The organism is Variovorax sp. 10N432, from assembly GCF_056394465.1.
In genome coordinates, this window is record NZ_JBFTHX010000013.1 from 88,841 (window position 1) to 101,453 (window position 12,613).

The 12,613-nt window shown below is 69.3% G+C and carries 11 protein-coding genes; 6 read left to right on the top strand and 5 right to left on the bottom strand.

Annotation, left to right across the window (positions count from 1 at the left end; translation table 11 throughout):
* Positions 1 to 122: 122 nt before the first annotated feature.
* The gene (locus AC1DF3_RS17095; protein WP_286536956.1) at positions 123 to 677 is read right to left on the bottom strand and encodes a YceD family protein; all 555 of its coding nucleotides are present in this window, start codon (positions 675 to 677) and stop codon (positions 123 to 125) included.
* A 37-nt stretch (positions 678 to 714) separates the two neighbouring features.
* Here AC1DF3_RS17095 and AC1DF3_RS17100 point away from each other — a divergent pair, with 37 nt between their 5' ends.
* Genes AC1DF3_RS17100 through AC1DF3_RS17110 form a run of 3 tightly spaced genes read left to right on the top strand, consistent with a single transcriptional unit; the run spans position 715 to position 3,210 of the window.
* A complete protein-coding gene (locus AC1DF3_RS17100; RefSeq protein ID WP_478140282.1) occupies positions 715 to 1,296 on the top strand; it encodes a Maf family protein in 582 nt (193 codons plus the stop codon).
* The gene (locus AC1DF3_RS17105) at positions 1,293 to 2,060 is read left to right on the top strand and encodes an SAM-dependent methyltransferase (RefSeq protein WP_286536954.1); all 768 of its coding nucleotides are present in this window, start codon (positions 1,293 to 1,295) and stop codon (positions 2,058 to 2,060) included. The genes AC1DF3_RS17100 and AC1DF3_RS17105 overlap by 4 nt, the downstream gene beginning before the upstream one ends.
* Before the next feature lie 13 nt (positions 2,061 to 2,073).
* On the top strand, positions 2,074 to 3,210 hold the full coding sequence (locus AC1DF3_RS17110) for an MFS transporter (RefSeq protein ID WP_478140283.1): 1,137 nt from the start codon (positions 2,074 to 2,076) through the stop codon (positions 3,208 to 3,210).
* A 12-nt stretch (positions 3,211 to 3,222) separates the two neighbouring features.
* On the opposite strand, the gene AC1DF3_RS17115 is transcribed toward AC1DF3_RS17110, so the two are convergent.
* Genes AC1DF3_RS17115 through AC1DF3_RS17130 form a run of 4 tightly spaced genes read right to left on the bottom strand, consistent with a single transcriptional unit; the run spans position 3,223 to position 6,345 of the window.
* Positions 3,223 to 4,263: a S49 family peptidase gene (locus AC1DF3_RS17115; RefSeq protein ID WP_286536952.1), complete on the bottom strand. Its 1,041-nt coding sequence runs from the start codon at positions 4,261 to 4,263 to the stop codon at positions 3,223 to 3,225.
* Position 4,264: 1 nt separating this feature from the next.
* Positions 4,265 to 4,627, bottom strand: a complete 363-nt coding sequence (locus AC1DF3_RS17120) for a Rieske (2Fe-2S) protein (RefSeq protein ID WP_286526873.1) — start codon at positions 4,625 to 4,627, stop codon at positions 4,265 to 4,267.
* Between the two features lie 7 nt (positions 4,628 to 4,634).
* Positions 4,635 to 5,303, bottom strand: coding sequence for an HAD-IA family hydrolase (locus tag AC1DF3_RS17125; protein WP_286536951.1), 669 nt, complete (start codon positions 5,301 to 5,303; stop codon positions 4,635 to 4,637).
* Positions 5,296 to 6,345 (bottom strand): RluA family pseudouridine synthase, encoded by a 1,050-nt coding sequence (locus AC1DF3_RS17130; protein WP_478140284.1) that lies wholly within the window; start codon positions 6,343 to 6,345, stop codon positions 5,296 to 5,298. The genes AC1DF3_RS17125 and AC1DF3_RS17130 overlap by 8 nt, the downstream gene beginning before the upstream one ends.
* A gap of 542 nt (positions 6,346 to 6,887) precedes the next feature.
* Between AC1DF3_RS17130 and AC1DF3_RS17135 the strand changes: the two genes are divergently transcribed.
* From AC1DF3_RS17135 to AC1DF3_RS17145, 3 genes are all read left to right on the top strand, one after another.
* Entirely contained in the window at positions 6,888 to 9,977 is a 3,090-nt protein-coding gene (locus tag AC1DF3_RS17135) for an Rne/Rng family ribonuclease (RefSeq protein ID WP_478140285.1), read from the top strand.
* 471 nt (positions 9,978 to 10,448) lie between these two features.
* Positions 10,449 to 11,171, top strand: coding sequence for a sugar transferase (locus AC1DF3_RS17140; protein WP_286536948.1), 723 nt, complete (start codon positions 10,449 to 10,451; stop codon positions 11,169 to 11,171).
* Positions 11,168 to 12,604 carry a mannose-1-phosphate guanylyltransferase/mannose-6-phosphate isomerase gene (locus AC1DF3_RS17145; RefSeq protein WP_478140286.1) on the top strand — a complete coding sequence of 479 codons (1,437 nt, stop codon included), beginning with the start codon at positions 11,168 to 11,170 and terminating at the stop codon, positions 12,602 to 12,604. Before AC1DF3_RS17140 ends, AC1DF3_RS17145 begins: the two co-directional genes overlap by 4 nt.
* The last annotated feature ends 9 nt before the right edge of the window (positions 12,605 to 12,613 follow it).

Consider the following 12,613-nt stretch of genomic DNA (forward strand, 5'->3'; position numbering starts at 1 on the left):
GGCGGTGTGCGCGCAAACTCATACTAATACTGATACTACTGATGCATCAGACGGCGCGCGCGAAGCCCATGATTATAGCCCATCGATGGCGTCAAGGCCAGTACCGGGCCACCAGCGTGTGCTCAGCCCTTGTCGGACTTGTCCGAACGCAGGGCGCCGAGCACGGCGAACGGGTTGGGCCGGGCCGCTTCGGCGCCGTCGAAGTCCGGGTCGGCGGCCGACAGGCGGGTCGGCTGCGGACACACCTCGTGCCGCGGCGTGACGGGGATTTCCATCAGCAGTTCGTCCTCGATCAGCGCATGGAGGTCGAAATCGCGGCTGGCGACCAGCACATCCTCGTCGGCCACCTCGTCCTCGGCCGCCGCGGTGGCCTCGTCGGGCGCGAACCGGAACCAGCGATCGACCTTCAACGCGAGTTCGACCGGCGCCAGGCAGCGCTGGCAGATCAGGGGCGCGCTCGCCTGGGCGTCGAGGTGCAGCCACGGCACCGGGGCGCCGTCGGCGCCGCTGCGCGACTGCCCGGTCGCGACCCAGCGGACCGTGGCGTCGGCGGAAGGGTCGGCGAGTTCGGCGCTCAGGCGCTCGAAGCCCGACACGGGGTCGTTGCCGGACAGGGTCGCGGCTGCGTCGGCAAAACCGTTGACGTCGAGCCGGCCGGGGACAAATTCTTTGCTCATCGACGCCAGTCTAAACCGCTCACGCACAATCGGGACCATGCAACGCCAAGTGATCCTTGCCTCGACCTCCCGCTACCGGCGCGAACTGCTGACGCGCCTGCGGCTGCCCTTCGACGTCCAGGCGCCGGAAGTGGACGAAACCCCGCTGCCGGGCGAAGCGCCGCGAGCGCTGGCCGAGCGGCTGGCGCTCGAGAAGGCGAATGCGGTCGCCCGCCACTTTCCGCAGGCCGTCGTGATCGGCTCCGACCAGGTCGCCGACCTCGCGGGAGAGCCCCTGGGCAAGCCCGGCGACCACGCCCGCGCCACCGAACAGCTGCGGCGCATGCGCGGCCAGACCCTCATCTTCCAGACCGCAGTCGCCGTGGTCTGTCACGCCAGCGGCTTCTCCGAGCGCGACCTGGCGCCGGTCCGGGTGGTCTTTCGCGATCTGGAAGACGCCGCGATCGAGCGCTACCTGCGCGCCGAGGAGCCATACGACTGTGCCGGCAGCGCCAAGAGCGAGGGCCTTGGCATCGCGCTGCTGGAGGCGATCGACAGCGACGACCCGACCGCGCTGGTCGGCCTGCCGCTGATCCGCACCGCGCGCATGCTGCGCGCCGCCGGAGTCGACCTGCTGTGAGCACCCCGGCCCTGGGAAAGCTCTACCTGGTGCCGGCGCCGCTCGATTTCGGCTGCGACGAACAGGCACCGCTCGAAGACGCGCTGCCGCGCGGCACGCTGGCGACGGCCGCCGGCATCACCCACTGGATCTGCGAGAACGCCAAGTCGGCGCGCGCCTACCTCAAGCGCATCGATGCCGTCTGCCCGCTTGCGGCACCATTGCAGGCGCAGCAGATCACGGAGTTGCCACGCGAAGTCCACAAGAAGGGCGATCATGCGGGCCAGTTCGACGCCCGGCCCCTGCTCGCGCCCGCCCTCGCCGGCCACGATGTCGGACTGCTCAGCGAGGCCGGCATGCCGGCGGTGGCCGATCCCGGCTCGTCGGTGGCCCGGGCTGCGCACGAGCTCGGCATCGTCGTGATTCCGCTCACAGGACCGGTCTCCCTGCTGCTCGCCCTGGCGGCCAGCGGCCTCAACGGCCAGAACTTCGCCTTCGTCGGCTACCTCCCGCAGGAAGCCGACGCGCGCACCCAGCGGATCCGCGAACTCGAATCGCTCGCGCTGCGAACCGGCCAGACCCAGCTCTTCATCGAGACACCCTACCGCAACGCCGCCCTGCTGCAGGCGCTGACCCAGACGCTGCAGCACAACACCCGGCTGGCCGTGGCACGCGGACTGACGCTCGCCTCCAGCAGCGTGCGCAGCGACACGGTGAAGGGATGGCGCGCCAAGCCGACGGCGGCCGACGCCCGCGCGCCGGCGGTGTTCGCGATCGGCCGCTGAGGCCCGCTCGCAGATGGAAATTTCCAACCGCATGCGCTGGGCTGCGCGGGCGCAATTCTTCTGTTCGGGCTTCGTCTTCGCGACCTGGGGCGTGCACATCCCGACCGTGAAGGCCCACTACGGCGTCGACGAGGCGGAACTCGGCCTGGCGATGCTGGCCGCCGGCGTCGGCGCCCTGATCGGCCTGACCCAGGCCAGCCGCTGGATCGGCCGCGCGGGCGCCCGCCGAACCGCCGCCGTCTGCGGCGCGACCTACGCCCTGCTGCTCGCCGGCCTGCTGGCGATGCCGACCTTCACCGCCCTGCTCGGGCTGCTGGCGGTGTTCGGCATCGTCACCAGCGTGTTCGACGTCGCGATCAACGCCGAAGCCGCACAGCTGGAGCTTCGCTGCGGCCAGCCGCTGATGAGCGGGATGCACGGCATGTTCAGCCTGGGCGGCATGGTCGGCGCCGTGACCGGCGGCGCCGCGCTCGCGGCCGGCCTGCGCCCCCAGTTCCACCTGCTGCTCGTGTCCGGCGCAATGGCCTTGACCGTCGTCGTGGCGGCCCGCTCGATGCTCCCGCGCGAGGCCACGGCCTCTGCCAGCGCCGATCACGGTTTCCGGCTGCCGCGCGGCGCGCTGGCGCTGCTGGGCCTGCTGGCGGCACTGGGACTGATCGCCGAGGGTGCGATCTACGACTGGAGCGTGCTCTACCTGCAGCAGGAACTCGGCAGCCCGCAGCAGCAGGCGGCGCTGGCCTACGCCAGCTTCTCGGCGGCGATGGCGCTGGCCCGATTCGGCGGCGATGCGCTTCGCGCCCGCTTCGCGCCGCCCGTGCTGCTGCGCGCCAGCGCATTGCTGGCCGCGGGGTCGATGGCCCTGGTGCTGCTGACCGACCGGCCCTGGCTCGCACTGGTCGGCTTCGCCGGCGTCGGCGTCGGCTTCGCCAACGTGGTGCCGATCCTGTTCGCGGCTTCGGCGCGGGTCCCGGGCGTGGAGCCCACTCGCGGCATCGCGGGCGTGTCGGCGCTGGCCTATCTCGGCTTCATGGCGGGCCCGCCGGTGATCGGCTTCCTGGCCCAGGTCAGTTCACTGACCCATGCGCTCTATCTGGTGGTGGCCTTCGCCACGGCGCTGGCCCTTTCGGCGCGCCACGCAGATCCGACCTGACCGGCGGCCGGCTCAGCGCAGGGCCGGCGCCGCGTGCAGGGCCCGGACCGATGCATCCGCCAGCGCCGCGCCGAACTTCTTGGCCAATTTCTCGGCGACGTTGTCGCGCCGCGTGTAGTCGATCACTTCCTCGGCCTTGATGACGTCGCGGGCGACGAAGTCGACATTGCCGAGCTGATCGGCGAGGCCCAGTTCGATCGACTGCTGGCCGCTCCAGAACAGGCCGCTGAAGAGCCCCGGCGTGTCGGTCTTGAGCCGATCGCCGCGGCCGCTCTTGACCACCTCTATGAACTGGTTGTGGATCTGGTCGAGCATCTGCTGCGCGTGCGCCTTCTGGGCGTCGTTCATCGGGCTGAACGGGTCCATGAAGCCCTTGTTTTCGCCCGCCGTGAGCAGCCGGCGCTCGACGCCCACCTTGTCCATCAGGCCGGTGAAGCCGAAGCCGTCCATCAGCACGCCGATGCTGCCCACGATGCTGGCCTTGTCGACGAAGATCTTGTCGGTCGCGGCGGCGATGTAGTAGGCCGCCGAGGCGCAGGTTTCCTCGACCACCGCATAGACCGGCTTGTTGTACTTGGCGCGCATCCGCTTGATCTCGTCGTTGATGATGCCGGCCTGCACAGGGCTGCCGCCTGGTGAATTGATCAGCAGCACGACGCCCTTGGCGCCGTCGTCCTCGAAGGCCGTCTTCATCGCAGCGACCACGAATTCGGCGCTGGCATCGGCACCGGCGGCGATCTCGCCCTTGATCTCGATCACCGCGGTGTGCGGCGTGGCCTTGGCGGATGCGGGCGTGCCGCGCGACATCGCGAACCAGAGCAGGAAGACGAAGAACGCAAGCCAGCTCAGCCGGACAAAAGTCTTCCAGCGGCGGGTGGCGCGCTGCTCGCGCAGCGCGGCAAAAGCCAGCTTCTCGAGCGTCGCGCGCTCCCAGCCCGGCGATGAGGTCGGATCGTTCTTTGCCATGGTTCTCGTGCCGTCTGCGGAAAGTGGGGGCGCCGTGCGCTCGAAGGGCTCGAAACCCTCGGGCTCCGTGCGGTTGGAATCGGTCATGTCAGAAGGCTGCTTGAAGGTTCCAGGCAGTATGCCAGTGCACCACGCCGTCCCGCTCGCTCAGTGCGATCTTCACGAGGCCGCCGCGGCAGGGCCCGCCGGCGCATTCACCGGTGTCCGGCTTGTACACCGCGCCATGGGTCGCGCACAGCAGCCACTGGCCCGAGTCGTCGAAGAAGCGGTCGGGCTGGAAGTCCATTTCCATCGCCACGTGGCTGCAGCGGTTCAGGTAGGCATGCGGCGCGCCTTCGAAGCGCACCGCGAAGGCCCGGCAGGTCTCGCCGCCGTGCACGACGTCGAAGGGCACCGCCCGGCCGCCCTCGACCAGATCGGCCGAGTTGCACAGGGGAATCGGCTCGCTCATGGCAGCCTCAGGCGTTCGCGGCCAGCCATTGCGAGAGCCCGGCGACCGAGTGCGCCACGTGCAGCGGCGCCAGGGCGTCGAAGCTGTCCGGTGCATGGGCGCCGTAGCTGACGCCGACACCGGCGCATCCGGCATTGATCGCCAGTTGCAGATCGTGCGTGGTGTCGCCGATCATGAGCGTGCGGTCGGCCGGGGTTTCCAGCTCCTCCATCAGTTCGAGCAGCATGCGCGGGTGCGGCTTGCCGAAGGTCTCGTCGGCGGTGCGGGAGGCGTCGAAGCGATCGCGCAGCGCGACGGTGGACAGGGCTTCGTCCAGCCCGCGGCGCGACTTGCCGGTGGCGACCGCCAGCTTGTGGCCGCGCGCACGAAGGGCATCGAGCATCTCCAGCACGCCGTCGAACAGCACCAGATCGTCCTGGTGCTGCAGGAAGTGGAAGCGGTAGCGGTGGCCCAGCTCGGCGTATTTCTCCTTCGGCACGTCCGGCGCGGCGCGGGCCAGCGCCTCGGCCAGGCCGAGGCCGATCACCCAGGCGGCATCGCTCTCGCTCGGCCTGGCGCCGCCGACGTCGACCACGGCGGCCTGGATGCAGCGGGCGATCAGCCGCGTGGAGTCGTACAGGGTGCCGTCCCAGTCGAAGGCGATCAGGTCGAAGCGGCGGGGTCGGGTGTCAGTCATGGGCTTGGACGAAAGGATGGGTGGCGAGTGCATCGAGCGCGGCGGGCGGCATCAGTGCATGCAGTTCGGGCGGCAGGTCGGCTTGCAGCGCGACCCGCTCGGCGCTCGCGGGATGGGTGAACTGGAGCCGCCACGCATGAAGGAACATGCGCTTGAGGCCCAGCTTCTGCAAGGCCCGGTTGCGCTCGAAGACGCCGTATTTGTCATCGCCGGCGATCGGATGCCCGGCCGAGGCGAGATGGACGCGGATCTGGTGGGTGCGGCCGGTCTTGATGGTCACGGCCAGCAGGGAGAAGCCGGCGGCATCGCCGGCGAGCGGGAAACGGGCGAGCACCCTGACCAGCGTGACCGCGCGCATCGCGTCCGGGTGGTCCTTGGCGACCACCCGGACCCGCCGCTCCCCCTCGGCGGCGCCCGCGGCAGTGGGCAGCAGGTACTTGGCCAGCGGCGCGTCGAGCACCTTCTTGTTGGCCGGCCAGGCACCCTCGACCAGCGCCAGGTAGGTCTTGCCGGTCTCGCGCTCGCGGAACTGGTCCTGCAGCGCGGTCAGGGCGCTGCGCTTCTTGGCCACCAGCAGGATGCCGGAAGTCTCGCGGTCCAGCCGGTGCACCAGTTCGAGGAAGCGCGCCGCCGGCCGGGCCCGCCGCAGCTGCTCGATCACACCGAAGCTGACGCCGCTGCCGCCGTGCACCGCGACCCCGGCCGGCTTGTCGATCGCCAGCAGCGACTCGTCCTCGAGCAGCAGCGGGAATTCGCGCGCCGGCGCCGCCGGCGTGGCGCCCTCCTCCGCGCGCGCCGACACCCGCACCGGCGGCAGCCGCAGCACGTCGCCCGCGGCCAGCCGCGACTCGGCCTGGGCACGTCCCTTGTTGATGCGCACCTCGCCGGATCGGATGATCCGGTAGACGTGGGTCTTGGGCACGCCCTTGAGATGGCGGAACAGGTAGTTGTCCAGCCTTTGGCCGGCGGAATCCTCGTCGACCGTCAGAAAGCGAACTTCTGCCGCCGCGGGGCCCGGCTTCGCACCTATAATGTTTTTCACCAGCGCGGTCTTGTAAGTGCTTGATTAATCAGAAGTTTAGAGCACTGCAGGGAGCGCTGTGAGGTCGATGCCGCTTTGGGGCAGCGTCCGCAGGCCACGCGCAAGAGCGCAAGGCGGCGGGCCCGGTCCCCGAGTCAAGCCGACGCCCACGAAACACCGATACGGAATACCCAGCCGGCAGGCCCCAATCTGCCGGCGGATCGAAGCGAGTCCCTTGTGTTGATGCTGCTGATTCAACTGATCCTGCGCTGGCAAAAGCCGGCAGCGTCAGCCATTGAATCTCCGCCAGCGCGCGCCACCCCTGCGCCAGCTGCTATTAAACCAATAGCAGATCGACACCTCATGCGGCTTGCGCTCATCCACGCGCCCCCACCCCGTCTGACATCGAGTTGACTCTCGGTGTGGTTGGCCGCGTTCGCGCGGTCGGCCCCAGCAGCCTGGGTTTAGCGGCAATTCCTTCGTTTCGCGAGCGTCGTCCGTGCATCGTTAGGTCCGTCATGGACCGGTAAGAGCGATACGAACAGACATAAGGACAACGCATCATGAAACGGATGCTGATCAACGCCACGCAGCCTGAAGAGCGCCGCCTGGCTATCGTCGACGGGCAAAAGCTCCTCGACTACGAAATCGAGATCGAAGGGCGCGAACAGCGCAAGGGCAACATCTACAAGGCCGTCGTCACGCGCGTCGAGCCTTCGCTGGAAGCCTGCTTCGTCGACTACGGCGAAGACCGCCACGGCTTCCTGCCGTTCAAGGAAATCTCCAAGCAGTACTTCGCCGAGGGCGTCTCGGCCAGCCAGGCCCGGATCCAGGACGCGATCCGCGAAGGCCAGGAACTGGTGGTGCAGGTCGAGAAGGAAGAGCGCGGCAACAAGGGCGCGGCCCTGACGACCTTCATCTCGCTGGCCGGCCGCTATGTCGTGCTGATGCCGAACAACCCGCGCGGCGGCGGCGTCAGCCGGCGCATCGAGGGCGACGACCGGGCCGAGCTCAAGGAGGCGATGGACCAGCTGGAGTACCCGAAGGGCGCCAGCATCATCGCCCGCACCGCCGGCATCGGCCGCTCGGCGCCCGAGCTGCAATGGGACCTGAACTACCTGCTCAAGCTCTGGAGCGCCATCGACGGCGCCGCCAAGGGCGCCAAGGGCGCCTTCCTGATCTACCAGGAATCCTCGCTGGTGATCCGCGCGATCCGTGACTATTTCAATCACGACATCGGCGACATCCTCATCGACACCGACGACATCTACGACCAGGCGCAGCAGTTCATGGCGCACGTGATGCCCGAGCATGCCGCCCGGGTGAAGCGCTACCGCGACGACGCCGCCCTGTTCAGCCGCTTCCAGATCGAGCACCAGATCGAATCGGCCTATGCCCGCACGGTGCAGCTGCCGAGCGGCGGCGCGATCGTGATCGACCACACCGAGGCGCTGGTCTCGGTCGACGTCAACTCGGCCCGCGCCATCAAGGGCGGCGACATCGAGGAGACCGCGACCCGCACCAACCTCGAAGCGGCCGACGAAGTGGCGCGCCAGATGCGCCTGCGCGACCTCGGCGGCCTGATCGTGATCGACTTCATCGACATGGACGAGTCGAAGAACCGTCGCGAGGTCGAAAGCCGCCTGCGCGACGCGCTGCGGCAAGACCGCGCCCGCGTCCAGTTCGGCTCGATCAGCAAGTTCGGCCTGATGGAAATGAGCCGCCAGCGCCTGAAGCCGGCGCTCAGCGAAGGCTCGTCGATCCCCTGCCCGCGCTGCGGCGGTTCGGGCCACATCCGCGACACCGAATCGAGCGCGCTGCAGATCCTGCGCATCATTCAGGAAGAGTCGATGAAGGACAACACGGCCGCCGTGCATGTCCAGGTGCCGGTCGAGGTGGCGTCGTTCCTGCTGAACGAGAAGCGTCCCGAGATCGCCAAGATCGAACTCAAGCAGCGCGTGACCGTGCTGATGGTGCCCAACAAGACGCTCGAGACGCCCAACTACAAGCTCGAGCGCCTGAAGCACGACGACCCGCGCCTCGACCACATCGAGGCCAGCTACAAGATGGCCGACGAGATCGAGGACCCGACCTCGGTCACGCGCCGATCGCAAGAGCCGACCAACAAGCAGACGCCGGTGATCAAGGGCGTGCTGCCCGACGCGCCGGCGCCGGTCGCGGTGCCGAAGCCCGAAGCGGTGCGTCCGCCGGTGGCGGCACCGGCGCCCGTCGCAGCCCCCGCACCGGTGGCGGTGCCTGCGAAATCGGCCGAATCCGGCCTGTTCGGCTGGATCAAGAGCCTGTTCGGCGGCACCCCGGCCGCCGCGCCGGCGCCGGCACCGGCCGTGATTCCGGTCGAGGCGCCGAAGCCGCGCCGCGAAGGCCGCGATGGACGCGGCGGACGCGATGGCGAAGGCGCGCGCACCGCGCGCGACGGCGAGCAACGCCGTGGCGGCCGTGGTGAAGGCCGCGGCGGCCGGGATGGCGAGGCCCGCGGTGGCGAAGGCCGTGGCGGCGAACGCCGCGGCGGCCGCGGCGGCGAGCGCCGTGATGGCGAGCGCCGCGAAGGCCGCGAAACCCGCGGCGAGGCCCGCACCGACAGCCAGGTCCGTGAACCGAGGGAGCCCCGCGAGGCGCGTGAACCGCGCGAGGCCCGCGCCCCGCGCGAAGGCGAGCGCCGCGGCCGCGGCGAACGCCGCGACGGCGAAGCCCGCCAGTTGCCGGCCGAAGCCGCCGACGTGCAATTCGACGTCCAGGCGCTCGTGCCGAATGCCGGCGAGGGCAGCGAAACAGCCGTCCCGGCCGAACGCGCACCGCGCAGCGGACGCGGCGAGCGCCGTGAACGCAGCGAGCGCAACGGCGACGGCGGCCGCGAACGCAGTGGCGACACGGCCCGCGACGCCCAGGGCGAAGCCAGCCCGGACGGCGCTCCGAACGAGCGCGGCGCACGCAGCGGGCGTGGCGAAGACCGCCCGCCGCGCGGTGAGCGAGGCGACGGCCGGCGCGAGCGGCGCAGCGACGCGCCGGCGCGCCTGCCGGAAGCAGCGGGCACCGCCGATTCGGCAATGCCCGAAGCGGGCGCGGTCGGCGCCTCCGACGCCCCGGGCAGCGAAGACCAGGGCGAGGCGGCACCGCGCCGTGACGGCGAAGAACGCCGCGGCCGTTCGCGCGACCGCTACGGTCGTGACCGGCGCGAGCGCGGCCCGCGCGAGGAAGCCGGCGAGGCTGAGACCGCGCCCGCGGCCACTGCCCCTGTCGAAGCGGAAGAAGTCGTCGTGCGGTCGAGCCTGCCGCCGGCGCCGGTGCGCACGGAGCGCCCGGTCGCGCCGCCCGCGGCACCGATCGTGGTCGAGGCCAAGGCGCCCTCCTCGCGGGCCCTGCCGAAGGTCCAGCCCTTCGAGCTGCCGCTCGACGAACTGGCCCAGGTGGCGGAAGGCTCGGGTCTGCACTGGGTCAACTCGGACGCCGAACGCGTGGCCGAGGTGCGGGCTGCGATTGCCGCCGAGCCCAAGCCCCAGCATGTGCCCCGCGAGCGCCCGCCGGCGATCGTGATCGACGAGGGTCCGCTGGTGCTGGTGGAGACCCGCCGCGACCTGGGATCGATGACGCTGCCCTTCGAGGACGCAGCACGCGGCGCCGGCGCGACGCACTGAGGCGGCGGCGGAGCGCCGGCRAGAGCCGGTCTCCTCTCTGACGCATCTCATTCAAGGGAGGCCTTTCGGCCTCCCTTTTTCGTTTCTGAATTACGCCCGTCGCCGATTCTCGACCGTTCATCGGCTGGTTTAGTAGGCAACCCGGGGCGCCAGGGGGCGTTTCACAAACGAAACCATCGGTATTAATCCGCAAAAGCGCGAATGGTGTGCAGAAACAACACCAGGATGTTCGTCCACGTTAACAATTTGTTATACAAAAGGACTACACTGACTTCGAAATCGCTGAGCCGGCCCCTGTCTCTTGTTGAGACCCGAAGAAGAGGGACCAGCCTACGCCTTTTGGAGGACTATGTAAGGCTTTTGCTGACACCACGAAGGCCGCGACATATGTTCAAATTCTTGCCGATAGTAGTAAAGCGTTACACTGCCCCGCTCTAGGTTGAGGCAGTACCCGTTACGGGGGAATTTCAGATGTTTCGTTCCGACTCGACAACCACCGGCAACGTGGTCCGACGCTTTCCCCCGGACGGCGGGGGCCCGTCCGCGCCGCCGCTGGAGTCCAGCCCGCCCCGGCTTTCGCTCGCTCAGCGCGTCGTCAAGCGCGCCATCGACATCGTCGGGGCGCTGGTCTTCTTCACCCTCTTCGGACCGCTCTACCTCATGGTGGCCCTGGGCGTGCTGATCAGCATGGGCCGGCCGGTGCACTTCTGGCAAACACGACTCGGCGAACGCGGCCAGCGCTTCCGCTTCTACAAGTTCCGCTCGATGGTGCGCAATTCGGACCATGTCCTGGACGAGTTCCTGAGCCGCAGTGACATGGCGCGCACCGAGTGGGACACCTTCCAGAAGCTGGAAAAGGACCCCCGCATCACGCCGATCGGCGCGCTCATCCGCAAGCTGAGCCTGGACGAGCTGCCGCAGTTCTGGAACGTGCTCAAGGGTGACATGAGCCTGGTCGGCCCGCGCCCCTGCATGGAGCGCCAGCGCAGCCTCTACGGCCGCGGCTGGACGCACTACTGCGCGATGCGCCCCGGGATCACCGGCCTCTGGCAGGTCAGCGGCCGAAACCGGCTCTCCTATGCGCGCCGGGTCGAGCTCGACGTGGAATACGTCACCAACTGGTCGCTGTGGCTCGACATCAAGATTCTGTTCCGGACCGTGCGCGCCGTCGTCAGCGGGGAAGGTTCACGGTGACCCGCATCCAGCCGGTCATCCTGTGCGGCGGCAGCGGCACCCGGCTCTGGCCGCTGTCGCGCAAGACGCTGCCCAAGCAGTTCGCGCCGCTGATCGGCGACAAGAGCCTGTTGCTGCTGACGCTCGAGCGTCTGCGCCGGCTCAATCCCGAAGTGACCTGCGTGGCCGCGGAGGAGCACCGGTTCCTGGTGCAGGAGGCGATCGACGCCGCACTGGTGAGCGGCAAGCAGCTGCTCGAGCCGGTGGCCCGCAACACCGCCGCGGCGATGGCGGCCATCGCGCTGCTGGCCGACCCCGAGGAACTGCTGCTGTTCGCGCCGGCCGATCATCACATCCCGGAGGCCGATCGCTTCGTCGCCACCATCCAGAAGGGCATCCCGGCGGCGCAGGCCGGATACCTCGTGACCTTCGGCGTCGATCCGTCGTTCCCCAGCACGGCCTACGGGTACATCCGCCAAGGCCAGCCGCTGGAGGCCGCACTGGGCAACGAGGCCGGCCATGCGGTCGCCGCCTTCATCGAGAAGCCGGCGGCGGAGCGCGCCGAGCAAATGCTGCTCGAAGGCGGCCACCTGTGGAATGCGGGCATCCTGCTGGTCCAGGCCAAGGTCCTGATCGCGGCGCTCCAGGCGCATGCCCCGGACATCCTGGAAAGCTGCAGGCTGGCCACCGTCGCGATCGAAACCGACGGCGACTTCTTGCGCATGGACAGCGCGGCCTTCGGGCGCTGCCGCAGCCAGAGCATCGACTACGCGGTGCTCGAGAAATGCGATCGGGTCGCGGTCGTCCCTTTCCAGGGACGGTGGAGCGATGTCGGCAGCTGGAACGCAGTGGCCGACCTCCACGACACCGATGCCAACGGCAACCGGATCAGCGGCCAGGGCTTCGCCATGGGCGCGACCAACACTTTCATTCACGCGCCGAGCCGCCCGGTGGTGGCGCTCGGCACCAAGGAGCTGCTGGTGGTCGACACGCCGGACGCGCTGCTGGTCGTGCACCGCGACTGCGCCGAGCAGGTCAAGGACGTGGTCGCGCTGCTGACCACCCACGGCCACAGCCAGGCCACCCGGCACCGCCGCATTCCAAGACCCTGGGGCGCCTACGACAGCATCGACGACGGCGAGCGCTTCGCGGTCAAGCGGCTGACGGTCAAGCCGGGTGCGCGGCTGGCGCTGCGGATGCACCACCATCGCGCCGAGCACTGGGTGGTGGTCAAGGGGACGGCGCGCGTGGTGTGCGACGACAAGACGGTGCTGGTCAAGGAGAACGAGTCGATCTACATCCCCGTCGGCGCGGTCTATCGGCTGGAGAACGCCGGCAAGATGGCCCTCGAAGTGGTCGAGGTCCAGACCGGCGGCTACCTGGGCGAGGACGACATCGTGCGGTTCGCCGATGTAGAGTCGGTCGACATCGGCGACGCGAAGAAGCTCGCCTGAATTTTCCAA